Source organism: Parabacteroides sp. AT13, from assembly GCF_002272965.1.
In the GTDB taxonomy this organism is placed as follows: domain Bacteria; phylum Bacteroidota; class Bacteroidia; order Bacteroidales; family Tannerellaceae; genus Parabacteroides; species Parabacteroides distasonis.
Map to the genome: position 1 here is coordinate 470,001 of NZ_NQMH01000001.1, position 26,424 is coordinate 496,424.

General features: G+C 43.3%; 25 protein-coding genes and 1 rRNA gene (1 of these 26 cut by a window edge). 2 read left to right on the forward strand and 24 right to left on the reverse strand.

Annotated elements, in window-relative coordinates; translation table 11 throughout:
- The 24 genes from CI959_RS02275 to CI959_RS02400 all read right to left on the reverse strand — a co-directional run.
- Positions 1 to 1,225 (reverse strand): 16S ribosomal RNA (locus tag CI959_RS02275); it reaches 300 nt to the left of the window's first position.
- Positions 1,226 to 1,713: 488 nt separating this feature from the next.
- Positions 1,714 to 2,142: a D-Ala-D-Ala carboxypeptidase family metallohydrolase gene (locus tag CI959_RS02285; RefSeq protein WP_011965907.1), complete on the reverse strand. Its 429-nt coding sequence runs from the start codon at positions 2,140 to 2,142 to the stop codon at positions 1,714 to 1,716.
- Between the two features lie 14 nt (positions 2,143 to 2,156).
- On the reverse strand, positions 2,157 to 2,351 hold the full coding sequence (locus CI959_RS21275; RefSeq protein ID WP_127908265.1) for a hypothetical protein: 195 nt from the start codon (positions 2,349 to 2,351) through the stop codon (positions 2,157 to 2,159).
- Positions 2,341 to 2,784: an HU family DNA-binding protein gene (locus CI959_RS02290; protein ID WP_009276830.1), complete on the reverse strand. Its 444-nt coding sequence runs from the start codon at positions 2,782 to 2,784 to the stop codon at positions 2,341 to 2,343. The genes CI959_RS21275 and CI959_RS02290 overlap by 11 nt, the downstream gene beginning before the upstream one ends.
- Positions 2,785 to 2,984: 200 nt before the next feature.
- The gene (locus CI959_RS02295) at positions 2,985 to 3,467 is read right to left on the reverse strand and encodes a hypothetical protein (protein WP_008777799.1); all 483 of its coding nucleotides are present in this window, start codon (positions 3,465 to 3,467) and stop codon (positions 2,985 to 2,987) included.
- A 322-nt stretch (positions 3,468 to 3,789) separates the two neighbouring features.
- Complete coding sequence (locus CI959_RS02305) at positions 3,790 to 5,700, reverse strand: nucleoside-diphosphate sugar epimerase/dehydratase (RefSeq protein WP_036633058.1); 1,911 nt, start codon at positions 5,698 to 5,700, stop codon at positions 3,790 to 3,792.
- Positions 5,701 to 5,817: 117 nt separating this feature from the next.
- Complete coding sequence (locus tag CI959_RS02310; protein ID WP_057316633.1) at positions 5,818 to 6,819, reverse strand: glycosyltransferase family 4 protein; 1,002 nt, start codon at positions 6,817 to 6,819, stop codon at positions 5,818 to 5,820.
- A 6-nt stretch (positions 6,820 to 6,825) separates the two neighbouring features.
- On the reverse strand, positions 6,826 to 7,809 hold the full coding sequence (locus tag CI959_RS02315; protein ID WP_036630383.1) for an NAD-dependent epimerase/dehydratase family protein: 984 nt from the start codon (positions 7,807 to 7,809) through the stop codon (positions 6,826 to 6,828).
- A gap of 21 nt (positions 7,810 to 7,830) precedes the next feature.
- The gene (locus tag CI959_RS02320; protein WP_036630381.1) at positions 7,831 to 8,685 is read right to left on the reverse strand and encodes a polysaccharide deacetylase family protein; all 855 of its coding nucleotides are present in this window, start codon (positions 8,683 to 8,685) and stop codon (positions 7,831 to 7,833) included.
- Positions 8,686 to 8,691: 6 nt separating this feature from the next.
- Positions 8,692 to 9,666, reverse strand: coding sequence for a hypothetical protein (locus CI959_RS02325; RefSeq protein ID WP_057316635.1), 975 nt, complete (start codon positions 9,664 to 9,666; stop codon positions 8,692 to 8,694).
- Position 9,667: 1 nt separating this feature from the next.
- The gene (locus CI959_RS02330; RefSeq protein ID WP_009018662.1) at positions 9,668 to 9,886 is read right to left on the reverse strand and encodes an acyl carrier protein; all 219 of its coding nucleotides are present in this window, start codon (positions 9,884 to 9,886) and stop codon (positions 9,668 to 9,670) included.
- Between the two features lie 4 nt (positions 9,887 to 9,890).
- Complete coding sequence (locus CI959_RS02335) at positions 9,891 to 11,477, reverse strand: HAD family hydrolase (RefSeq protein ID WP_057316637.1); 1,587 nt, start codon at positions 11,475 to 11,477, stop codon at positions 9,891 to 9,893.
- A gap of 1 nt (position 11,478) precedes the next feature.
- Positions 11,479 to 12,537, reverse strand: a complete 1,059-nt coding sequence (locus tag CI959_RS02340; RefSeq protein WP_036630818.1) for a 3-oxoacyl-ACP synthase III family protein — start codon at positions 12,535 to 12,537, stop codon at positions 11,479 to 11,481.
- 3 nt (positions 12,538 to 12,540) lie between these two features.
- Positions 12,541 to 13,290: an SDR family NAD(P)-dependent oxidoreductase gene (locus tag CI959_RS02345; RefSeq protein WP_036630816.1), complete on the reverse strand. Its 750-nt coding sequence runs from the start codon at positions 13,288 to 13,290 to the stop codon at positions 12,541 to 12,543.
- A 6-nt stretch (positions 13,291 to 13,296) separates the two neighbouring features.
- Complete coding sequence (locus tag CI959_RS02350) at positions 13,297 to 14,349, reverse strand: 3-oxoacyl-ACP synthase III family protein (protein ID WP_036630813.1); 1,053 nt, start codon at positions 14,347 to 14,349, stop codon at positions 13,297 to 13,299.
- Positions 14,349 to 14,579, reverse strand: coding sequence for an acyl carrier protein (locus CI959_RS02355; RefSeq protein ID WP_036630811.1), 231 nt, complete (start codon positions 14,577 to 14,579; stop codon positions 14,349 to 14,351). Before CI959_RS02355 ends, CI959_RS02350 begins: the two co-directional genes overlap by 1 nt.
- Complete coding sequence (locus tag CI959_RS02360; protein ID WP_057316638.1) at positions 14,570 to 16,549, reverse strand: hypothetical protein; 1,980 nt, start codon at positions 16,547 to 16,549, stop codon at positions 14,570 to 14,572. The genes CI959_RS02355 and CI959_RS02360 overlap by 10 nt, the downstream gene beginning before the upstream one ends.
- On the reverse strand, positions 16,549 to 17,610 hold the full coding sequence (locus CI959_RS02365; RefSeq protein ID WP_057316640.1) for a glycosyltransferase family A protein: 1,062 nt from the start codon (positions 17,608 to 17,610) through the stop codon (positions 16,549 to 16,551). Before CI959_RS02365 ends, CI959_RS02360 begins: the two co-directional genes overlap by 1 nt.
- On the reverse strand, positions 17,594 to 18,802 hold the full coding sequence (locus CI959_RS02370) for an EpsG family protein (RefSeq protein ID WP_057316642.1): 1,209 nt from the start codon (positions 18,800 to 18,802) through the stop codon (positions 17,594 to 17,596). The genes CI959_RS02365 and CI959_RS02370 overlap by 17 nt, the downstream gene beginning before the upstream one ends.
- Positions 18,803 to 18,986: 184 nt before the next feature.
- Positions 18,987 to 20,246, reverse strand: a complete 1,260-nt coding sequence (locus CI959_RS02375) for an oligosaccharide flippase family protein (RefSeq protein ID WP_057316644.1) — start codon at positions 20,244 to 20,246, stop codon at positions 18,987 to 18,989.
- Positions 20,247 to 20,254: 8 nt separating this feature from the next.
- The gene (locus CI959_RS02380) at positions 20,255 to 21,574 is read right to left on the reverse strand and encodes a nucleotide sugar dehydrogenase (RefSeq protein ID WP_009276826.1); all 1,320 of its coding nucleotides are present in this window, start codon (positions 21,572 to 21,574) and stop codon (positions 20,255 to 20,257) included.
- A gap of 404 nt (positions 21,575 to 21,978) precedes the next feature.
- On the reverse strand, positions 21,979 to 22,359 hold the full coding sequence (locus tag CI959_RS02385; RefSeq protein ID WP_005855337.1) for a hypothetical protein: 381 nt from the start codon (positions 22,357 to 22,359) through the stop codon (positions 21,979 to 21,981).
- Between the two features lie 43 nt (positions 22,360 to 22,402).
- Positions 22,403 to 23,506: a transcription termination/antitermination protein NusG gene (locus CI959_RS02390; RefSeq protein ID WP_009276825.1), complete on the reverse strand. Its 1,104-nt coding sequence runs from the start codon at positions 23,504 to 23,506 to the stop codon at positions 22,403 to 22,405.
- A 509-nt stretch (positions 23,507 to 24,015) separates the two neighbouring features.
- Complete coding sequence (locus tag CI959_RS02400) at positions 24,016 to 24,948, reverse strand: site-specific integrase (protein WP_009276824.1); 933 nt, start codon at positions 24,946 to 24,948, stop codon at positions 24,016 to 24,018.
- Positions 24,949 to 25,346: 398 nt separating this feature from the next.
- On the opposite strand from CI959_RS02400, the gene CI959_RS02405 reads away from it, so the two are divergent.
- The gene (locus CI959_RS02405) at positions 25,347 to 25,889 is read left to right on the forward strand and encodes a lipocalin family protein (RefSeq protein ID WP_005855331.1); all 543 of its coding nucleotides are present in this window, start codon (positions 25,347 to 25,349) and stop codon (positions 25,887 to 25,889) included.
- An 81-nt stretch (positions 25,890 to 25,970) separates the two neighbouring features.
- Positions 25,971 to 26,393 (forward strand): large-conductance mechanosensitive channel protein MscL, encoded by a 423-nt coding sequence (gene mscL, locus CI959_RS02410; RefSeq protein ID WP_005865683.1) that lies wholly within the window; start codon positions 25,971 to 25,973, stop codon positions 26,391 to 26,393.
- Positions 26,394 to 26,424 lie beyond the last annotated feature (31 nt).

Sequence of the window (26,424 nt, forward strand, 5' to 3'; positions counted from 1 at the left end):
CACGTGTGTCGCCCCGGATGTAAGGGCCGTGCTGATTTGACGTCATCCCCGCCTTCCTCGCAGCTTACGCTGGCAGTCCCACCAGAGTCCTCAGCTTTACCTGTTAGTAACTAGTGGCAAGGGTTGCGCTCGTTATGGCACTTAAGCCGACACCTCACGGCACGAGCTGACGACAACCATGCAGCACCTCGCAAACGGCTATTGCTAGAAAAGGTGTTTCCACCTCGGTCCGAATGCGTTCAAACCCGGGTAAGGTTCCTCGCGTATCATCGAATTAAACCACATGTTCCTCCGCTTGTGCGGGCCCCCGTCAATTCCTTTGAGTTTCACCGTTGCCGGCGTACTCCCCAGGTGGATCACTTAACGCTTTCGCTGTGCCGCTTACAGTGTATCGCAAACAGCTAGTGATCATCGTTTACTGCGTGGACTACCAGGGTATCTAATCCTGTTTGATCCCCACGCTTTCGTGCATCAGCGTCAGTAATGGCTTGGCAGGCTGCCTTCGCAATCGGGGTTCTGCGTGATATCTATGCATTTCACCGCTACACCACGCATTCCGCCTGCCTCAAACATACTCAAGCCCCCCAGTTTCAACGGCAATTCTATGGTTGAGCCACAGACTTTCACCGCTGACTTAAAAGGCCGCCTACGCACCCTTTAAACCCAATAAATCCGGATAACGCTCGGATCCTCCGTATTACCGCGGCTGCTGGCACGGAGTTAGCCGATCCTTATTCATAAGGTACATACAAAATGGGACACGTCCCGCACTTTATTCCCTTATAAAAGAGGTTTACGATCCATAGAACCTTCATCCCTCACGCGACTTGGCTGGTTCAGGCTTACGCCCATTGACCAATATTCCTCACTGCTGCCTCCCGTAGGAGTTTGGTCCGTGTCTCAGTACCAATGTGGGGGACCTTCCTCTCAGAACCCCTATCCATCGTCGGTTTGGTGGGCCGTTACCCCGCCAACTGCCTAATGGAACGCATGCCTATCTATCAGCGATGAATCTTTAGCAAATATCCCCATGCGGGGCCCCTGCTTCATGCGGTATTAGTCCGACTTTCGCCGGGTTATCCCCCTCTGATAGGCAAGTTGCATACGCGTTACTCACCCGTGCGCCGGTCGCCGGCGGGTATCGCTACCCCCGCTGCCCCTCGACTTGCATGTGTTAAGCCTGTCGCTAGCGTTCATCCTGAGCCAGGATCAAACTCTTCGTTGTTTAAATTGTTTCTTAATATCCTCGCTCCGGAATCCGTTTATCGTAGTCCAAAGTCATACTTCTATTGACGGTATTAATCCGGAGAATCTCTTCTCCAATACTTGTACTACTTGTTGAATTATGTAAATCTCTCAAAGAACTCTTGTCGCTATCGTTTCTCGATTGCGGCTGCAAAGGTAAGGACTTTTTTTTAATCTCCAAATTTTTCGGTGAAAAATTCTCGATTTATTTTCTCTCGTCGATCTCCGGGCGGTTGGAAATTATCGCTTGGCCCAGCCAACCTCATCCCCTACCCAAGGATACCTCCACGTTTCCATCATTTCTGAAGCGCCGTTCTCTCTCGAAAGCGGGTGCAAAAGTAATGCTATAAAACATACGATCCAAATTTATCGGGCATTATTTTTTAGGCTTTTTTTCAAGGCTTAACAAGTTATATAATGTACGTACGATAAAACACAATATATAGTATCCTTTTTTCCAAAATCCACTCATACCCCCTCCTCTTTAAATAAAATCTGTTTTCTGTTCACCCCATGTTTTTTTAATGAAAGATGTATGAATCCCTTCGTACGATAAAGGATCGCCTGATCAAAATTCAGGCGGCTTGCCACCAAGTCCTCCAATAGTCGGTTGCGGTCCACCGTGTAAATGTCTACCGCCTCCCCCTTCATATGTTGCGAGCTAGGGGCACCTCCCACCAATCGGTTTAACTCTTCGCTTCGATAGCCACTCATGATATACATAGGCTGTCGATGATATATACGCAAAGGTTCCAACAACCGCACCATTAGATTCCGTATCGCCGGTATTACCTCCGAAGGCAACGCATTATTAAGTCCAAGTTCCACCGCCATCGCACTATAAACAAACTCGTCCATACGAAAATGCTCTGTCAATCTCTTCTCATCCTTTTCCATCTTAACTCAAATTTTCAATCCTTAATTTTCAATTTATAAGAGTAGTCCACCCCAAACAGCGCGCCGGCAAACGTGCAGATCTCCCCAAATGCGACCAGTACGCTGTTATCTATCTCACCGGAAGGAGCCACCCAAAAACCACAGAACACTAAGGTAAGGCCGGCCACGCAAAGTAGCACGGCCATTACCAGTTGCACGTTAAATCTCACTCGGGCTATCACTATCAGAGCCACCAGCCTCCGCAGTGGTACCATCTTGGGAGATCCGTGAGTACTCCAGTGTCTTCTTCGTATCCTTCAACTCACCTCCCGGAGTGAAAATGATACGCGGCGGGCGCAGCATACTCGAATTGAAATCCTTTTTATCTGTTACACCATCACTGCTCACCGAGATCCGAAAACTCCCGAAATCGCCGAGCCTTACGATACGCCCCTCCTGAAGCTCCATATCCAACACGAAATTAAGGTTATCCAATACCGCCTTCACATCTGCCGACGACACCGTACTACGTGCCGAGATCAACTTACATAGCGTTTTCATACTAGAGGTACCATTCGTTTTCGACACCGCATAAAACTTTTTCTCTGAATCCTTCTCGCCCGGCTTCGACGGACGCAACACCAACTTAAAACCTTGTGCCATATCTTTTAATTTTTATGGTTATATACCCCTTATGGAGCACGACACAAAGGTAAGATGGCCCAGAAGAGACGAACGTTCGTAGTTTTATCCATCAAACAAGTAATATTCAACTAATTAAAAATAAAAAAAACCAAAAATACCTCTTTTCAAAGACAATAAAAACCTGCTATTCTTAACTAACATTCAAATCCATATCTCTTTTAAAACTCATCCGTCACCTCCCTCTTTCCAGCGAGCACCAAGACTGCTTCCGCAGAATGCCCCGCCTCTCGCAAATGAGAAGCCAAGCCACGCACCGAGCCCGGATAATCAAACCCCATCAACAGGCAAGAGGCTATTTCCAAGGAGGAAGGGGGAGTCTCACGATCCGTAAACTCCACAAGCTTCACTAGCTCCAACAAGAGTTCCGGACGAAATGGGGAATACAACAAATCACCACGCACCGTATACTTACGTATATAACACCGTTCGCACTCCCGGTCATGCTCCATATACTTCCGGATAAATTTACGGTACGCCCCGGGCATCTTCCTATAATAATCCCCATATCCCAAACTACACACATCCATTTTCCAAGACTCCCGCTCATCCGGCCCCAACGTTACCAAGAACGCGTCAAAATTCTTCACCGTGGGCTTATGCCCCAATCTCTCTCTCAAACGCTCATAGATCTTTTTCATCATGCGAACGCAGGGGGAATGTTTATCCCTGCGCCGCATATGGCCGGACACCGTACTTACATACGGATTTTCAAATACATATATAAAAACAGAACCGGCCTTCTAAATCCCTTTACGGGAAAAGAAGACCGGTACAAAACCTTGACCTTATATCGATTCTACAAAATCTCTATCATCCTATCTTTTCATCACAAAACCCACATGGTTCTTTCTCTTTTCTTGCAAATGCCTCTGGGGAGGCTCTTCTTTTTTGACGCTATATTTAAATCAACATTAATAGCATAGGCCCTCACGGATAAATCCATAATTTACTTTTTATTTCGCTCTATTCATCCAACACCTCATATTTAGAATGCTGGCTCTTGAACTCAGGAACGATCTCCTTCATCCGCTTCACGATCTGCATATCCCCCTCCACGGCACAAGCATGTACCAAGGCATCAATCCGCAAATTGGCGTCAGCATAGTCATACGCACGGACTTGGGCGATCTTGATCTTCGGATGAAAAGTAGGCTTGGAGGTTTCCTCCTCATTGAGTACCTCCTCATACAACTTCTCCCCGTCTCGCAATCCCGTGAACCGGATCTCGATTCCCTTCACCCCGCTCAGACGGATCATACGCTCAGCCAGATCCACGATCCGTACAGGTTTACCCATATCGAACACGAAGATCTCACCCCCATTACCCATCGTACCGGCCTCTAGGACCAGCTTACAAGCCTCCGGTATCAACATGAAGAAACGAATGATATCCTTGTGCGTCACCGTAACAGGACCGCCCCGCTTGATCTGCTCCTTGAATAACGGGATCACGGAGCCGTTCGATCCCAGCACATTGCCGAAACGAGTCGTCACAAATTGCGTGCGACCGCTCACCTTCCCATCCTTGATAGCCTGATCCAAACTCTGCACGTAGATCTCGCAAATACGTTTCGAGCAGCCCATCACGTTCGTGGGATTCACCGCCTTGTCAGTCGATACCATAACGAACTTCCTCGTGCCGTATTTCACCGCCAAGTCTGCGATCACCCGGGTACCGTCCACGTTGTTGCGGACACTCTCCTCCGGATTATCCTCCATCATAGGTACATGCTTGTAAGCCGCGGCATGAAACACATAATCCGGACGATGCTCCTCGAACAACTCCTCCATGCGTTCACGCACACAAATATCGCTCACAACCGTATAGGATTCTATATTCGACCACTGACGAGCCATCATCAAGCGGACATCGTGCAAGGGAGTCTCCGCCTGATCTATCAGGACCATACGTTCCGGGGCGAACTGGGCCACCTGCCGCACGATCTCGCTACCGATACTCCCGGCGGCTCCTGTTATCAGAATCCGCTTACCGGTAAGCTGCTCCCTCACCGCCTCCAAGTCTATCTCGATCTTATCACGGGGCAGTAAATCCTCTATATTCACCTCCCTCAACTGGGTATGGTTCAAGTCGCTCCTCCCGTCCCACTCTTGGGCGGCAGGAGTCATATAGATCTTTATATTCGCCTTGATCAGCCTGTCCACCATCTCCTGATTATTCCGGATCGCCTCAACCTTTAAGGGAGATACCAACAAAACATCGGCTTGCAGCCTTCTCATCACACCAATCAAATCCTCGTTATTCGGATAAACCTTGACTCCCATTAAATACCGATTCCCTATCTCTGTCAGATCCGAGATAAACCCTGCCAGTACAAACCGGGCCGGATCTTGATTCTGGATACTTTTCGCCAAACTGACCCCACCTTGCTTCACGCCATAGATAAAGGCTCGTTCCGCCTTAGCCACACGAAAAGTACTTACATAAAAATATTTCACGAACACACGCATCATCCACATCAAGCTCATAGCCAACAACGCGGAGAGGATCAGATCCCGTTTACGGATATACACCAAATAAGGAGAAAAGTCCGTCAACACCTGAAACACGACTACGCAAATCAAGCCAAACAAGACGGCGAATCCCACCTTTTGCAAGTCCACGAAAGAGGAATAACGTATAATCCCCGAATAGGTATGGAACAGGCGAAAGCCTACCAGATAAGGAATCAGGCATACCAACAGCGTGACCAATAGATGTCCTAAGATATCCAAGGTCGACAACACACCATTATTCAAGGTATACACCAATAAGCCGGAAAATAAGATCAAGCAGCAATCCAGCAAGATAATACCCCAATAGGGTAAGGATTTCTTGGAAAAGTACCAGGTAGATAGTCGAGAAAAAAGACTCATAATAATCTCAATATATTTTTCTTTAAACAATTAACGATATAGGCCATATCCTTAGCACATAAGGATCAGGGGGGTATCACTCATGTAAGCAAGTAAAATCCACATAAAAACCATAACTTAATTCTCTTTTATAATCGAAGCTAAATATTCTTCATGCAAACAATAGTATTTTTTCATAAATACCACATACAACAACGCCACCACCACTACTACCGCCAACAAATACAACCAATGTGCCGTTACGGTATCAGGTATCACATAGATAAATGCCAAAGAAACCGCCAACTGTAAACACATATATACCAACGACACTTTAACGTGACCAATCTTAAGCTCATTCGCCATCAACTGATAAGTGTGTTTACGATGCGCTTGACCTAGATTCTCATGCAGTAGAATGCGATGTATTATCGTCAAACAACCATCCACACCATAAACCAATAAAAAGACCAAGTAAGTCACGTCCGTTGTCTTAATAATCAGACTGCCTATCATAAACAGCAAAATATAGGCTATACTTATAGAACCTACATCTCCGGCGAAGCACTTTGCCTTTCCCTTGGGACGAAAGTTAAAAAGACAAAACACCAAAACACTAAGTGCCGAAACGTAGATCAAAGACGGATCAACAAAACCGGACTTCTCGTTTACCAGCATCAATGGAAGCAATACTGATAGAGAATAACCAGCCGTAATGCCATTTATACCATCCATGAAATTAATGACATTCGAAGCTCCCACACAAACGATAAGCGCCAACAACAACACCCTCCACATATTCAGGCGCAATATATCCAATTGATAAAACATCATCACCATGGCAATGAATTGGGCCACCAAACGCACAGAATCAGGCAAGCTACGTACATCATCTATAAAACTTACGCCCCCAATTAAGGTAACGGCCATAAGAAACCACGGCGCAGAAAATCCAAAAAAGAAAGCCCATGTCCATAAACCCAGTAAAAAGATAACGCCACCACCTCTCAAGACAATAGAGGCATGAGAACTGCGCTCGTTGGGTTTATCAATGATATTAAACTTATCCGCTATATGGAAATAAAAAAGCTCCGCAAAAAATAGCAAAGCGAAAATCAGCACATAAAGTAAGCCGTTCATATCTTATCACTTCTTAAAGCTAAGAATAGTACAAGCCAATCCCTCTTTTGCGGATACCGGCATCTTTTGTAACCCCAAAGCCTTTTTTATTTTAGCATTACTTACCACATAATTCTCTGTCAGCTTCTGCATACGAAACGGATTGAGTGGAAGATGTAGCCATCCACCCATCTCTGCCATCACGTTCATTACCCCTTTAGGGATATACAAAATTCTCGTCTTCTTACCCAACGCCTCACAAATCACCTCGATTAATTCATTAGTAGACAACGGATCGTCATCAGCCATATGATAGATGCCGCTCTCTACCTTTTGAGTCAAGAAACCTTCTATCACTGTACAGAGGTTCTGTACGCTAGTGAATGAACGACGATTCTCAAATGCCCCAAGCGGCCAAGGAATCCCTTTACTCACTACATTATATAACAGATTCAAATTCCCCTTATTTCCCGGGCCATGAATCATACAAGGACGCATGATATATACCTGTTTGCCGGGATAGATAGAACTATCTCCAAACGCATGATACAAATTGCCTAACGCTTCAGGCGCAAACCTCTCGATGATATAGTTCTCAGCCTTGATTTTACTTTCACCGTACGGTCCTATGGGAACAGGTACACATTCTTCGGTTAGTATATCTCCTTGTACAGAATCAGCCGCACTTTTTACCGTAGAAAAAAAGATAAATTTCTTGATAGAAGGCCGAGCCAAAAACCAATCAAAAATTCGTTGGGTCAATCCCGTATTAATCTTAAAATAAGTATCTGCGGCATTCCTATTTTTAGTATCATGCGCTTTCCCCGCCAAATGGATCACCGCGTCAAATTCCGGCATCTCCTTATCTAAGTCATCCCAAGAAAAAGTCTTTATCACACCGTCCTTTTCCGGGGTAACAATATCCAAACCATAGAGGCCATGACGCTCCTTCAAGGCAACAACCAGATTGGAACCCACAAAACCGTGGATCCCTGTTATTAATATATTCATCGTGAATTTATTTACGGCATGTCATTTCAAGTCTTCCAACTTGACCAACGGAGTCTTATCCCATTCTATGATAGAGTCAGCCTGTTTTACACTCATAAAGTCATAATGGCTCAACAAGCGTTGGAATTTACCAAAAGCACCCTTAATACCCACATAACTTTTAAATCGTCTCATAACAGGCAAGGATCGGATAATCGGTTGCCCCGTGTCAAAATCACGAGGATGGAAATAAGTCATCATATAGGTACAATCCTTAGCCCAATAATCAATCAGCCAATAAGGAAATAAACGGAAAAATCCTCCTCCCGAGAAAACGATATATTTTCCACATATTGCTTGTATATTAATAGGGAACTCCTTGATAAACCCACCGAAACCCAAGTCTATCCGTTTCGGAACACCCATTCCATAACTAGGCATTCCACCATAATCATGGGGGGCAGGGAACATAGAACAATCATACTCGAACCCCAACTCTCCCAAACAACGAAGTGCCCACGTATTATTTTTAGTAATCGAGAACCCCGGAGCACGAAAGGCGTTCACTTCTTCCCCTATTAGATCTTCTATCAACGATTTAGCCATAGCAGTATCCCTTTTGAAGTCTTTTTCATTGAAGCGAAAAGATAACTCATGCTGATACGAATGACAACCAATATGATGCCCTTGCTTTTGGATAGAACGAATCACACCAGGATGCCTTTCGGCTATCCAACCTAAACAGAAAAACGTCCCTTTCAAGTTTCGTTTATCCAACTCCTCCAAAATGCGATCCACCCCTTGATATATGCGAACCTCGTGTCTATCCCAGTCAAAATCCTCTGATATAAAATCACAATTATACCAGTCTTCGATGTCGAAAGTCAAGATATTCATCCTTTATCAAACTAAATCATAACTTGACAAATTCACGTCCCAATTCTTTATATCATATAGAGTATCATCAAAATATGATTTGTCAATCAAATTACAAGTAAAATGAAAATGTTTAGGTTCAAATCTATGAGGTATCTTAATCAATGAAACCGGAACAAAATCTAAATCCCCCACATACATGATCAAATCAATATCCTTTGATCGCTCTTGGTATATGGATCGTACCGCAAACTCAAAATTTGAGCGGTTCATAGGATATACATCTAAAAGAAAAGCGGTCTTAACTGGATTAAAATTTTGATGGCGATCTTTATGATCCTCTATTCGATAAACATACTTACAGCCTTTTATATCCCGTATTTCATATTGCCCCTTATTCCATCTATAACGGACTTTATCGAAAGACTCACGATCCTTCTCAAAAACAAAGGAACGAATCTTTTTCCCTTTGGATAAATGGGACATCTTGATCAAAGACCAAGAAAAAAGTCTAAAGAAAGGATCAAGCCATCTCATCCTCGGAATGATCGGACCAATCTTGATCGGAAGGATATAAGTGGTCAAACGGCCTATATCCTTTACCTTAAACCCTTTTATCATCACCGGATAAGACTCGTCATTCGGGAAACCAAACAACAATTTGCACCCTATGCCTCGGAGACAAGGCCAACAAGCCCTTTCCGTCTCATAAAAAGTAAAGAAATCCCGGTATTCCTTCTTTACCATTGAATCAAAACCTAGAGCCGCAATGAATTTCTCAACCTTCTTCTTATAATAAAAAGGCATATATACATAATAAGCGACTAAGAGGCCCTTGTCATACATCAAACTATGTACGGAATATCCCAATGGAGCATTAAAACACTCCTCACGAACCGTAAGGATATCTCTTTGCAAGCCAAATACCTCGAAAAAGAGTGTATTTATGGACTCTATCTCCGCATCGGATAACTCTCCGGTTTTTTTCACGACCGAATCCATATCACAGTTTTTGCGTTAATACCCTTTCTATATCCTCGAAACACTTCATCCCGGAGATCTCCTCCGGATCGAACTCGACACCAAACTCGGATTCCAACTCCACGATCAAATTCAAATGGCGCAAGGAATCCCATTTATCACAGTTCTGTTGGGATAACGCTTTTGTCGCACTCTCCAATCCTAGCACGTTCTTTAATACGAACAATATCTTTTCTTCCATACTATCAATATGTTATTTTATAATAGGATGGGATTTTTATCTCCGCACCCATGTTCAAATGGTAGAACTTGCTTCCGTCCTTATCCTGGCTATCCAAGACAAAATCGGTTCGCTCATAGAAGCCTGAAACTTGCATATTCTTAGCTGTCGGAATATAAGACGCTTTTACGAGCTTAACACTTCTATTCCTCAGTATATTAAGAATACCGGACAAGAAAGCCTCCTCTATCCCTTTCCCCAGAATCCGGCAACTGAGCAAGAAACTATCGATCTCATACCCCCCATCGATAGGTCTCAACAATACCGCTCCGGTTATCCCATTATCCCCGAAACGATCCTTGACGGAAAGGCAATAGATCAACCAGCCCTCCGAGGAAAATCCCATGAGATCCGACTCCGAGCACCTTCGGGTCGTCAGGTTGAACTGGTTCGTCTTCTGAGTCATCTGGGCAATACGGGAAACATTGAATGAGTTCATCGGTTCGATTCTCATCTCGATCTCCAGACTCTGTAGATACTGATCGAAATCCACAAATTTCTTTCGCTCCTGTGTACGACTCGCATTCGCCTTGTACTGCTCGGTCTTCCGCCGATCCTCCTCCGTCACCGAATAGACACGGAAATAACGATCCGACAAGGAGATCAAGAAATCGGGTAGCATATAGGACTGTTTTGGGAACTCGGGAACCTCCACCATCGGAAGCATTTGGCGGACCAACTCACGCTCCGTCGGGTTATCATCCACGAAGACGAGACTGTCCAGACCTATGTTCAGCTCCTCCGAAAGCTCCCTTATGTTATCCGCCTTGTTCCGCCAATTAATACGCCAAGCCGAGAAATGTTCCTTCCGTAACAACACGAAAGGATTCTTCTCCCACAAATCCAACACGTCCCGCTCGTTGTTCTTGCTACAGATCGTCAGTATGACACCTCTCTTGGCCAGTTCCAACAAGCCTTCCTGAAAATACAGGAACGCCTTGCCCGGATAATCACCTCCTATCTTTATTCCATCTATACCGTCCTCCCCGAGGACTCCCCCCCAAAGCGTATTGTCCAGATCCAATACCAGACACTTCTTCCGGCAGAGGCTTATCTCCCTCAAACGATCCTCAAACCAGCAAGAAAAGTCGGAAGCCAGCTTAGGGTTAATGCCCATTTGGGAAATAAAATAGAAACGCCAGTCAAATAATTGACTGGAAGAATAACGGCGAGTGAAATCCGGCAGATCCACATACCGGACATTACTCCTCTCCGAGGCGAGCGAGCGTAGATACTTGTTATAGGTCTCTATGCTCTCCTGTACCTCCCATTCTGAACCGGCCCATTGAAACGGACAAAGATCAACCAAGGAGAAGACCAGCACGCTCTTATGTGCCGGTATCTTTTCTATTACCCACCTCAACTTATCGATATAGGACAACACCTCCTCCGCCACACGGCACCTATCAAACCCGAAAGGGACCTGGTAGAACCAGATATAGCGATCCGCTCCCTCTTCCAGCGAGGAGATATCCCCATAGCCGGAGTAACGAGCATCCAGATTCCCGAACAAAGGCTCAAGCGTGTTGTTCCGAAATATATAATATCTCATCTTAATATTCTATCAGCTTTGAGATTCTTAGATTTTCCAAGGAAAGATAAGCCGTTCCCCAGGCCAAGCCCGCCCCAAAACCGGCCATAAGCACATGCCGCCGTCTCGGGAAACTGCCGTCATACATGGTATGGACCATGTTCAAGGGAATGGAGGCGGCACTAGTATTGCCAAAATACTCCAAGCTATACGGTACCCTATCCAACGGGAACCTCAATTTCTTGGCGAAGAAATCCGTCATGAAACGGTTGGCTTGATGGAAGTGGATCATATCCATATCTTCGACCCTCATATCCAAGATTTTCAATATCTCCTTTATGCCCGAGGGAACAACCCTAAGACCAAAATTGAAGACATCCATTCCACGCATGTGCAACTGCTCACCGCCAAGGATATTCCCCACCTCATCCACTTTTCGCTCAAATCCCTCTGCGCTACTAGGATTTCGGTATCCCCCGTACGGCACGCGGAGCATATCCGAGCCCCCCCCATCAGAATGAAGCACGAAACAGGAGGGGCCATACCCCTCGCCTTTCTCTATCAACGTGGCGGTACCGGCGTCACCGAACAACGGTGTCGTCACCTTGTCATGATCCGATACGGTCTTGGACATGGTCTCTCCCACCAGCAAAAGGACACGTCCTATCCCATCCTGCGAGGCCAAGGAATAAGCGATGGATAATCCATACACATATCCGGAACAAGCCATGTTGATATCAAACGCCATCACCGTTTTCGGCAAGCCCAAACGATCCTGCAAGGAAGGCGCGGTGGACGGTTGACGGTAATCCGGAGTCTGGGAGATAAAGATCAGAGCCCCGATAGAGTCCCGATCGATGCCATGCTCCAAGAGCAACCGCTCCGCAGCTTTACAGCACAGATCGGAGGAACAAACATCCCACTCCGCTATTCTCCTCTCACGAATACCGATGGAATGGATGGTCTTATCCAAATCCTCTTGGGGGATCAGATAACCCAACTCCGAATTTCGTACAATCTTTTTGGGAACACAAGCTGAGACCGAATGAATTCCCACATCCGTATATTTCAGTATCGCCATAACCTATAAAATCGTAAAACCTCCATCGACAACAAGGCTGGCACCTATAGTAAATGTACTTGCATCTGACAATAAATAGATTATTGCCCACGCTATCTCCCGGGGATCCGCATAACGTTTCAAAGGATAAAGCTCCATATCTTTATTCAGTTGTTCTTGAGTAATATCATCATTATGTATCAAAGGAGTTTCAGTCATTCCCGGTAAGACAGCATTAACCCGAATTCCTTTAGAAGCCAACTCTATAGACATGTTTTGCATCATCGCAGAAAGAGCCCCTTTTGTTGCTGAATACATAGAGTTTCCAATATGCGCAGTAACCGGGCCATCTATCGAGGACAAAAAAACAATAGATCCCCCTTTCTGTAATAATTTTTTCTTTAATAATAATTGCGATAATACTACTGGTGCAAAAAAGTTTATGTTGAATATATTCTCCAATCGCTCTTTCTTTAAGAATTGAAATAAAACCGTATCACTGATACCAGCCGCATGTACAATGCCGTTTAAAACAGGAACTCGCTCTACCAAGAATCGTATCCCATCATCTTCTCCCAAATCAGCCGTAATCACAACGTGCCCCTCTCCTTCTAGTGAACTTAAAGTCTGTTGTAACCGAGCCTCATCACGTCCCGTAATTACAACTCTAGCTCCTAATTTCGAACATTCAATGGCCGTAGCTTTTCCTATACCAGAAGACGCTCCCGTTACCAATATTGTCTTTCCTTCTAATGAATATGGATTATAACTCATAATTATTTATATTTCGACCAAATCACTTATCACTACATTCTCATCCAACTCGAAATAACCGGTTCCCCAAGACAGACCAACCCCGAAACCACAAACTGCGATCTTACTCCTCCGTGTTCTCAACGAACAGGCTGTCACCAACGTCAAAGGTATGGAGGCACTACTCGTATTGCCAAAAAGAGGCATGGAGTAAGGCACTTTCTCCTCCGGTAATTTTAATTTCTTCCGGATCTTATTATTCATGAAATAATTAGCTTGGTGCATCACAAAATAATCCAAGGACTCTCGATCCAACGAGAAGCGCTCCATCAACAGGTTAAAACTTTGAGGAGCCTTCGTTATCCCGAACGAGAAAACGCTCATGCCATCCATCTCCGTGTTTAAACGTGTCCTTCGTAATCCTTCTGGAGTCGTATAAACATCCAATGATTGGTTATCAAAAGGATGTCTATAACCCCCATCACGGATAATGATAGCCTCATACCCACTTCCATCTGTAGAAAAATAAAAACGGACAGGCTCATATCCTACTTGATACTCTAAAGCCGTGGCGGTTCCGGCATCCCCAAACAAGGGATAGGCACTCTTATCCAATGGTGAGGATTGCAAATGACAGATCTCCCCGGAAAGAAGCAAGCCTTTCTTTATTTGTCCTGTAGACAATAGGGAAGTGATCACGCTCAAACCATAAACCCAACCAGAGCAGCCCAAGGATATATCCATGGCGTAGCAACTCTCGGGCAATCCCAAACGTTCCTGCAAAATACAGGCCGTAGCCGGTAATATATAATCCGCTGTTTGAGAGACAAACAACAAACACTCAATCTCCGATTTATCCCAACCTAGGTCTTCTATAAGACGTTCCGCAGCCGAATAGCAAAGATCAGAGGAACAAACCCCGGGATCAGCGATACGCCTCTCCCTAATGGAGGTGGAGGCGATGTATTTCTCCGCCTCACCTGCCTCAAAATAGGGATAATCCTTATTGTACTCGATATGTTTCGGAACTCCAGCTGAGATACCGGAGATCCGTACATTCTTGAATTCCAGAAAAGCCATCAGAGACGGGATTTAACGATTTCGTAAAGATCATTGACCGTTTGCGAATTACGCACATCGTCACCCTTGATCTTCACGTCATACTCCTCATCTATCATGGCGATCACGGACAAGGCCGTCAACGAGGACCACTCTTCCAACTCCTTGAACTTCGTTTCCGAAGTAAACACGCTTGCATCAGTATCATCGAACTGATCGGCGAAATTTTGAATGAACTCTTTTATTTCCATAATGAAATTACCTTTTTGATTAATAAATGAATCAATGAATCTGATAATATATTTTTCTTTAACTTCAATATAGGCCCGGACAGGAATCCATAGGTATAAATAATCGAGGCGTCAAACCATGTGAATATATACTTATCGTTTTTCCTGTTCTTCAGCTTCTTGAGCACATAGTCGCAGATAGTCCATGGATACATCTTCAGAACGACCTTCCTGTCACCTACATAAATATCATTGAAGGTAAGCTCCCTCAAGACCCGCAGCTCCGCCATCGACGGGCGGGAAGCCAAACGGAGCAAGGTGGGCACCCCTACGTCTCCGAAGAGAGAGGAGGGATCGTATCGCAATAAACCGGACTCCATTATGAGATCCAGGAAACCCTCCGTCAAACGCAAGATATATTGATTTTTCTCCTTAGAAGCGTCAGAGATGATACCGGGCGAGAATTCGGGATATATCGTCCCATCCTCCTCTCGATACCTCGACAGCGTGGTATCGTCCGAGGCCGAGAAATAATTCTCCAATACATATACCAAGGCAAACAAGTTATAGGCATACTCCGGCTCATCAAGATAATCCTCGAAATAATATCCCGCCTCATAATCCCCTATGCTCGCGATCGGATGGCGGGTCTCTTTCACCCCCAGGAAAAACGACAAGTAAGCGTTCGTGTCTTCCTCCCGACGCAATATATAGTTAAGCACACGGTTCGTATTGCCCTTCCAGCCGATATCCACGATCCCCGGCTTTTCGCTGCCCAAGAACCCCTCCTGCCGCAAATAGGATAATAGCAGGCGCCTAGCCTCCCCGGACTTCTCCAATAAAATCTTGGCTAGGGAAGAAGACCTTATCCTGTCATAAAACCGCACTCGCTTTCCCGAATCCAAAGGCTCATCCAACTCATCCGCACAAAAGGCCTGCAGCATCTCGTCCTCCTCCAAGGCCAACGAGGAAAGCAACTGCCGAGGAGTATAGCCTATCGTATCAGAAAAGACCAACTCAAGCTCATAGTCCGACAAGTCATACAAGCAAGAAACAAAAACGGCCTTTCTCGATATATAGAGATAATGAAAATTCATCCCCAAAAACAAATGGCGCAGCCTCAACGCCATCCGATACCAAACGAAGCTATCCCTAGCCAAAAAAAACAGATTGTCCACGCCTCTATCCTTGGCATCACGCAAAACCTTATACACAAACAAGAAATAAGGAACCAACAACACGTCCACGAAAAAAGCCAAACGATCCGAAGCGGGAAGGGACAATCGATAAGCCCGAGCCAATCCCGACAAATAAGAAGGCAAGAATTTCTTATAGGGAGACCACATATCATTCTGCCACAGATTCTCGAAAGAGGTATAAGGATGATAAATCCTCCTTGACCGTATAAACATAGACTTAGGTACATAATAATCGCTATATGTATTATCCCCTACATGTATCCATGAACATCTCAATATCCTCTCTTCTCTTTGAATATACCGGAATAAATTCCCAGAATGCTTTGTTAAGCCGATCTCTCCGGATACATATATACGATCCTCCTCTTCCCAGAAACCAAATCTCCGCAATTGAGATTTCAGGAAATCGGAAGGCAAATACATATCCGATATGAACAATATCCGCTTACCCTTTTTCCGATAGTTCCGAATCAGATCCAAAGCTTGCCGCACTGGAGATAAATTCTCACGCTCCACCTCCAGTTCCAACCGCTTAAGAGCTGGTTTCGACAAATTCGGGAAAGATTCCAAGCTAAGATTACGGTATATATCATCCAAGGAGACATCCTCCTTGCCGGAATTTCTCCGCGCAGTTTTCTCTGCGTTTAAACGGGAATTAATCAAATCTTTCAGATAAGATCTATCAACCTTCCCCAACGCACGATCAGCCCATATACAAAAGATATTATCCGAAGATCCACATTTCCGGACGAGGCAGGTATCAAAAATGTCAAAAGAATAAGTAAGAAGCATTAGATTCTACTTTTTAAAATTCTCATACTCTCATATTCAAATAAGATTCGATATATAAAATTAGAAATTTGCCTTACAGGAAAAAATAATAAAAAAATGATTTTACAAACATATATATTATGTATCTTATTCAACAAGATAGATCTTACAAATTGCAATCTAAAATAGAAAAATTTATTAGATCTTATCAATTCATTATCAACTATATTATCAAAACATTCACTAGAATTATATATAGCACTTAGTTTTATAAAATACAAAGCGTAATTTAATATATAGAAATCATATTTATCCGTATTGCAAAGAGTAGGAACAGATGACATCTTTTTAAAAAAACAACAATGAGAATATAAATGATCTAAACTCTTATTTATTTGTTTATGAATAGATTTTTGATTACCCCCCATTCTCCAATAATAATCAACAGGAGCATCAATAAATTTCATTTTCGATCCTTTTAAAATAGATTGAATATTATAATCCGAATCTTGAAAAGATAAGATCTCCTCATCCCAAAACAAACTCAGATTTATTATACTTTTTCTTCTATAAATATTATTCCAAACAACAAACGGAATTCTCCTCGACAGGAATAAAGACAGAGTATCTACATGCCTATCTACACCATTTATAAACGAATTCAAGTCGTATTTTCTTCTCACAAAACCGATTGCAGGAAACGTCAAAAAATCGCAGTCTTTATATAGATTCAGATAAGAAACTCTTTGCTCCAAACAAAAACTTTCAACTAAATCATCAGAATCAAAAAAAATGATAAAATCTCCTACTGAATAATCAAAGCCAATATTTCTACAAGTCTGAGCTCCCTTAGGCAATCTGTTTCTTATATATAACTTTATCCTATCATCATTTTTCTGAAATTCTTTAATTATTTCCAATGAATCATCACTAGAATGATCATCCACTAATATCAATTCCCAATTTTGATATGTTTGTGACACAATACAACATAACATATCCTTCAAATAAGGACTAGAATTATAAACTGGTACTATTATTGAAACCAAATCATTCATAAATAGGCTATCTAAATTCACCATCGACTGAAAGATAAATAGATGCTTCTTTCAAACTATAACTATTCATCAGCAACAATGGTAATGGTTTATATAAAAGTTCTTCTTGGCGACTAAACGGCATAGAAAAACGATTCACTCTCCAAGAAGCAGAAAAAGAAATAATCAATGTTGTCAAAATAATCAAAAGCATCATTTTTCTCATTCGACAATACTCATATATATGATAAAGTATATATATATTTATCAATAAAATAAGGGACCAACTATATCTTGACAAAAGAATTCTATATGGAGAGATTATAATATAAAACAAAACATTCAAAAAGATAAGTTTACTAAAACCACTATCATTAATCATTTTTCTAAAAAAGAATACTTGTACAATTAAAGGAAAACAAGACATCGCCATGATAGAAATAAATTTTTTTGCATTCCATCCATAATTAAGTCCCCATTCTCCTTGAACATAATCAGAATAATCGCCATTCCCTATTAACGATAAATATTCAAAATCTAGACTTCCACTAATTTTAAGCAATAAACATTGCAAAAACAATGATATAATCAAGAAAAACACAATTTTAACTTTCGTCAATCTGCCAACACAGAAAGAAAATAATATCAATCCAAAATAGATAAAATACATATAATGAATCAAACAAGAAACAAGAACAAGTAACAATCCTATTCTCTTTTTTAAACTATATAAACAATATACTCCAACAGATAAAATGCAAGCACCAAATCCTGTTCTAAACCCGGAACATATAATAAAATATGGAACAGAAAAGAAAATAACTAAAAAAGACAAAAAACAAATATCACTATTACAATTCATTTTTTTCAACGTCTTTTTAACTGTAACAAAAACCAGCATATATGATAAAACAACGATTATAAATCTAAATATCTCATAGCTAATACCTGTCTTAGAAAATACAAACATAAATATATCAAATAAATTCAGAAAATACAATACAATATTATCATAAATAAAAACATCACTAAAGTTTTTATCTTGAAGGAACAAATACCCCTCCATATATCTATATTGATCTTGATAGGGGAAATAATACATAGAAAACAAGCCCATCAAAACAAACAATAAATAATATGAATATTTCCTCTTATTATACACTTCAGCAATTACAAAATAAAAAGACATAAAAGGCATTAAAACAAATAACAAAATCACAACTACACACATCTGCATAGACCAATTATTAGAGTATATTTATGTATTTCTACGGTTTTCAAGCAACAGCATAAAACAATGCTACAACAACAAGATTATTCTATAAAATTATCTTTCTTATCACACATTTCAACAAACCGTATATTTAATCATATTTCATTCCACTCCATCTTTCCCACATCAAGTATCTCTCAAATCAACCTTATCTTTTCACCCCCAACAACCCTAACTGCCAGTTCCTATAAACCAACGACACAAAGCAAAACACTTCCACCCCTACAACCATCACTGTAACCGTATACATGGTTATACTTTCTGTCAGCCACAACAAGCCTATAGCCGTTAGGAAAAACAGACAATTACCAACCATCACTCTCATATACACAAACGAATAACCTAGCGGGACCAAACGATTTCCTCCAAAGAAACCATTGATAGATGTCAAGATTGCGGAGATTCCCAGCAATCGCATAATGACAGAAGCCTCTTCTATGTGTTCTCCGGCGAGAAGATACACCAACCAGTCACTACCGAAGAACATACTAATGTAGAAAAGTAAAGCGATCCCTACCGATAAGAACATCACATGATTGATAAAACGAATATTCTGTTCACGGGAGATCTTCGGGAAAACGGCTTGCGCTATCATGGAGGCTGGGAGTTTCATCAAAAGAAGCACCTTATCCGCCATATCATAAATGGAAACCTCCAACATCCCCAGAAAAGAACCGATCACCAATTTATTAACGTTCACATAAATCTGTGTGGACAGGATCGAAACAAATAAGGGCAAGCTCTCTTTATAGGTCGATCGCAATTCCCTTACCGGTATCAAAGAAAACCTTACTCTCTCTTTTCCCAACAAGATATATAAAGAGAGACAACCAGCCAGTATAGCTCCGATCCCATTTAACAAGGGAACCAGCAAATAATCCTCTTGCCGATGGACAAACAAGAATATGGCAACCACAAACAACAGGCGGGCAGACAGGTTTACGAATGTGATATATTTCATTTTCTCAATCCCTTGAAAGAACCAGATGGGCAACATAAGCTCGTTGAATGTCAACAGAAAAGAAAGAATATACACCCAATAATGATCCTCAAAGAACGGAACCATACTGATGACCGATAAATACAGGACTAGGCAAACAAGCCATAAAATGAACTTACACCAATAAATGGATGTGACGATCCGGGATAATCTTGCCCTATCCTGCTTGTAAGTCGCCACGTTCCTCGCTCCGGACATATTGAACCCGAAGTTGATCACCAGCGATACATAGTTTATTATAGATTGAGCGAATATGATCACGCCATACAATTCCAAGCCTATAACCCGAAGCAAGTAAGGATAGGTAAGCAATGGAAATAGAATAGCGAATACCTGCAGCAAACTCAGATAGGAAAAATTAGCCAGTATGGTCTTATTCCTTCCCAGCCTCTCTTGTAAAGCCATCATCTAAAGATTCAATCCCTACCGAAGATATCCCTCGTATAGACCTTTCCCAACACATCGTCCAGACAATCATCATAACGATTGGCTATGATGGCGTGGCTCATCTCCTTGAAACGGGCGAGATCATTCACCACGGCACTGCCGAAGAAAGAACTCCCGTCTTTCAATGCAGGCTCATAGACGATCACCTTGACCCCTTTCGCCTTGATACGTTTCATCACGCCTTGAATAGAGGACTGGCGAAAATTATCACTGTTCGATTTCATCGTCAAACGGTATACCCCCACGACGCATTCTCGCTCTTCGGAGCACCGGAAAATGTTCCTCTCGCTATAATCGTAGTAGCCGGCCTTGCGCAACACCTGGTCCGCAATGAAATCCTTACGGGTATGATTGCTCTCCACGATCGCGGTCATCATATTCTGGGGAACATCCTGATAATTGGCGAGCAACTGCTTGGTGTCCTTCGGCAGACAGTAGCCCCCGTAACCAAAGCTAGGGTTGTTATAATGCGTGCCAATACGAGGATCCAGCCCCACGCCCTGGATGATGGCACTCGAATCCAAACCTTTCACCTCCGCATAGGTATCCAACTCGTTAAAATAACTTACACGCAAAGCCAGATAGGTATTAGCAAACAACTTCACGGCCTCGGCCTCCTTCATTCCCATGAATAGCGCCGGAATATCCTGTTTAATGGCACCTTCTTGAAGCAGGGCGGCGAACGTGTGGGCAGCCTTCTCCAAACCCGGAATATCCGCAATCCTCTCGATCGCCTCATTCTCCGCATTGAATTGCTCATCGCTTAGCAATTTGGGATAACCAACGATTATACGGCTGGGATAAAGATTGTCATAAAGCGCCTTGCTCTCACGCAAAAACTCCGGAGAAAACAGCAGATTGAGTCGCTCAATACCCTTTTGGGCGTATCTCAGATAAAGACTCCGGCAATATCCGACCGGAATGGTCGACTTGATCACCATCACCGCCCTTGGATTAACACTCAATACCAGATCGATCACATCCTCAATATGGTGCGTATCAAAATAGTTCTTCACCGGATCATAATTGGTAGGAGCCGCAATAACGATGAAATCGGCATCACGATAAGCGGACGCTCCATCAAGCGTAGCCGTCAAGTTCAACTCCTTCTCCTTTAGGTATTTTTCGATATACTCATCCTGAATAGGAGATTGCTTCCGGTTTAGCGTCTCCACCTTCTCCGGTATAACGTCAACCGCAGTGACCGGATGATGCTGTGCCAACAGCGTAGCAATACTCAACCCGACATAACCGGTTCCAGCTACAGCAATTTTGATTTCCTCTGACATAATGATTATTGTATATAAGTAGTCACTTCAGATCCGTAACAGACCCAAAGCATTTGTTTTGACTAAAAAAATATCCTAGGTTCATCCACCATGTATCTTAGGTGCGTTGGTAAAATATCTTAGGTTAGTGGCGCAAGTCACCTAAGATTGCTCATGGGGGTCTATCGCCCCATTGCCCATCTCATCGGACGGCATTTCCTTATGAGTGCCTTTCAGATGGAAATCAAGATCACCTTACGTAAGGTCTCTTTTATCGAATTTAGCACGTCCGCTTTCATTAATTTATGACAATTATTTTTCCTCTAGAGTAAATATACGAAATTTCATGCTAATTGCCAACCATCAATCAAAATCATTATACCATAATTGAGTTTATTACTTTTCCAGCGCTTCATATTTGGAGTTCATGTCAGCTGGGGCAAGCCTTCCACCTCGCCAGCGTGCCATACATGGTAATCCGCCATGGGAAGCCCGGGGACGGTCAATAGCTTGTAATCCGTCTCGTCCCTCCTCAAGATATGTTTACGGGCGTACAAACGGAGTGAGCGATCCGTAACGGACACCATCACGATCGGGAACGGATAAGCGAACAGGCGCAGCGGCGTAGTCTCGCTATCCGGAAACACACGACGCAACTGATAGGCAGAACGCTCGAACGACACCCAGTAAGATCCCGTACAATACAGGTGTATTGAGTTCAGGTTCGCACGCTCACGATCCATGATCTCTGTCAAATGGTCACGCAACAGGTTCATCAAACGGATGCCCGAAGGAAGGGAAGACATGTCTTGAATTATGATGTATGATGTATGAATTTTGAATTATTCCTTATTCATTATGTTTCAGCCAACCGTCGTAATCACGTAGACGACGTATCAACACAGACTTACTTTTCTTGGGAGAAGGCTCGTCCAGCCACGGGTCAACCACCTCGTGCGCCATGCGCTGGTAGAGGCTGCTGTCCGTACAGCCGTACAGCGTGACCAGCAACAAGGCACGGGATTGCCCCGCTTTTATCACCGGGAGCATGCTGCGCATCGTGGCGTGCAAACGATCGAACTCATCCGACTCGCCCAAAAGCAGATAGGCTGGAAGGAGCAAAGAGTAAAGCTTGCAACGGATCACGTCGGTCTCACCACGGAGAGAGGCGTAGCCACGCAGGACCTCACGGGCCAGACGGACATCCTCATCCACTACCACGCCGGAGGCATGGTAACGGCCCAAGGCATCGTGCAAGCCCTCCGACAGACGGTCGTTGTCCAAATGGGTATACACGTGCTTGCCCCCCGTGTTCAGCTCGATCAACTCATACTCCCCCGCTCTCACCTCGAACAAGGGGACCCACAGACAGTCGAGGATACGCACCATCACGTCCTTATGCCCACCGCCCGGCTGCACCACCACCTCCGCCTCCATGTCGGTAAAAGGGCCGGAGGTGATACGCACACGGTCGCCTTTCAACAAGCGGCCGCTATCTGGCACGTACACCGGAAGCTCGTTGGAGTAAGAAGCCGCGACCCAACGCAAGGTATCCATCTCACGATCCGAGAGGTACGGGAAATAAGACCGCCCGCCGGAGGAAACCCGGGGGAGGAAATTATACAGGGGAAGCGTACGCTTCAGGCGGAAGATCTCGTCCTCCGAGGCGTGGACGAACACGTAGTTGTACAGCAGGGGCCGTTTCGTGTTGACCATCTTGCCGCCCACCTTCCTCGCCTCGACATACGAGGGGGAGAAATACTCGAACAAGGCCTCCCCACGACGCTCACGGCGGGAAAGCTCAGCGTCCAGCCCCTTCGAGGGGCTGATCCTGTCACGCCCGCCACCGGCGGTAGGGAGCGTGAGCACGTACCAGCGGACGGCCTCCTGGTCACGTCGCTTCAGAACATGCGCCATGAACCTATCCGAGCACTTGCCTGTCAATATATCCATCTCTATGATTATCTTTTCTAGTGGTTATCCCGTGGCCCGAAAACAGACCCCACGGCAATTCAGAGCCCTACCAAGAATCATTTACATCATCTTGATAAACAGCGTTTTATATTTTTAAATATGGCATTACTGAAAATTACCATCTCTCGAAATCTTAGGCTACTTGGGGAGTAGCGTAAAAGGTGCGAGAACGGTTATCACCCGGTTGTAGAGACGGGGCGTGTCCCGTCTCCCACTGTCTGATAGTAGCTTTAAGTTACCATTTGGAGGGGATGAGACGGGGCACGCCCCGTCTCTACAGGAATGTATGTTCGATTTTTAGAAGGGACGTGATGATGTAGGAAATACGAGATCATTTCGTCTCTATTGCCATGTCTATACACTAGGAATAAGAACGAAGATTTAAGGAGAATCAAGGCCGGAGCACAAACTAAAACTAATGATTGCTTGTTATTTGCTATTTTTTGCTACATTTGCACCGTGAAATGAACGCTACTCCCCAAGTAGCCTCATCCCACCTCTGGCATATAATTATATACATTCTCAAAGCAAGACTTGTTTACCACCGTCATTTTCTCCAACGAGAAACTTCTCAGATAAATCTGGGTTGTCTTGATGGATTTATGGCCTAATAACTCGCTGATCATCTCTATGGGGACATTTTGTTCCTTCAATGCCATGGCAAAAGAATGACGGATCGTGTAGGAAGTCACATCCGAGACTATTCCGGCAACCTCTTTCAACGTCTTCAAGTTCCGGTTAAACCGGGACAAGGCCGCATTGTACTCGAGATATTCCTCATGGCCGTTCTTCGTCCCACTTAAAAAGGGAAATAAATAGCCGGAGCCTCCCGCCCTCTCACCTGCCAGTTCCTTATACATAGCTTCCGCCGTATCCAAGACCTCCAACCGCATAGAGGTCCCGGTCTTCTGGCGATTGTAATCCAATATGCCGTTCTTGATATTACCTCTATTCAAATGGGCGAAATCAACGAACGACATTCCCCCATATTGAAACATCAAACAAAGGGCCAACTGTGTCTTCCTTAACTTCTCTCCTTTTACAGGGACAGTCATCAGGCGATTCAAATCACCCAGAGGCAAGGATTTCTTGCGCTGGCTTTCCACACCCGTAAAAACCCCCTTGAATAATGAAGGGATAAACGCCGCCTCGCCATTCTCCACCGCCTTGTTATAGATACAACGCAAACGGCGGATATACGTGGAGACCGTATTACGCATGCAGCCTTTCTCCAACAAATAAGCCTCGTACCGGCGAAGAGTATCCTTATTTATATATGTATATGGGATACGATCCGTCCCGCTATACCGTATAAAAGAGTTCATCGCATCCTGATAACTTTTCGCCGAGGAATACCGTCCTTCCTTTTGTAACAGACTTATATACTCTCGCATCCCTTCCACCAAATCTTTCTCATCCATATCTCTCTATTTTAAATTCCAACTGAAAACAAACACGCAAAGTTAGACATCTTGACGATTACTAACTCTCAAACAAGCATTTACAATTAAAACATCTTCATATATTTTTTTCACTGTAAAGAGTCATTTATTTCATAGTTATGACTTTTTATTTCATAGTTATGACTTTTCCAAATCATAACTATGAAATTTTCAATACAAAAAAACATATAAAAACGTGGATCTAAATCTATCGTCCGGAAATGCCACAACTACGAATTTCTCACTTCAGACAGGATAGAAATTTCAAATTAAAAGTTAAAGCACAGATTGTCGAAAAAATAAAAATCCTAAAATATGAACGTTTTCAAACTTTTTAGAGGCTCTCTATGTTTATTATGAGATAAAAATAAAAACCTATGCGATTTAAACTAATAGGCCTCATCTGTCTTATAATGCAGTGTAATTTATCTTGCACTCAACACATTATAAACAAAGAAACCGTCCAGACTTTGGATTTACACCGCTATATGGGGAAATGGTTTGAAATAGCACGCTTTGATCATCGCTTTGAGCATAATCTCGTAGGGGCTACCGTGGAATACTCATTTCTCCCGAATGGAGATATAGAAGTTGTTAACAGCGGATATTGGGGTAATTTTTCCGGTTCCTTCAAACGAGCGAAAGGTATAGCCAAAATAACAGATCCTACGTGTCCTAGTAAATTAAAAGTGTGTTTCTTTATGCGGTTCTACGCCGAGTACAACATTATGGAAATTGACGAGGATAATTACTCATACGCTCTCGTAGGCAGTAATACCTCAGACTATTTATGGCTACTTAGTCGTACGCCTACACTCCCAGAAGAGGCTATTCTCTTTTTATTGACTAAGGCCAAAGAAAGAGGATATAACACATCAATGCTCAAATGGGTCAAACAAAAACATGAAAATCAAAAATAATTTCTTCAAATTTCGCTATAAGCATTGAAAATATTCAACTTATGGCTAATTTTGTTGTTATAATATAAAAAGCGTTGTTTTATGAAAAAAATATTACAAGAGTTTAAGCAGTTCGCCATGCGAGGTAACGTAGTGGACATGGCGGTAGGTATCATTATCGGTGGTGCCTTTGGAAAGATCGTATCTTCTATCGTAGCGGATCTGATCATGCCGGCGGTAGGTTTACTTGTAGGTGGCGTCAATTTCACGGATTTAAAAATCACCTTGAAGCATGCTGTAATGGAGGGAGACAAGGTGATCTCTCCGGCGGTCTCCATTAACTACGGAAATTTCATACAAGTGACACTGGATTTCATAATCATAGCTTTCGCCGTCTTTTTACTTGTCAAAGGTGTTAATGCTTTAAGCAAGAAGAAGGAAGAGGCCCCGAAAGCTCCGGCCGCTCCCCCTGCGGATATCCAATTACTTACCGAGATTAGGGATTTACTGAAAAATAACAAATAAACACCAACCTTATTGGTTGACTTGCTGTTTC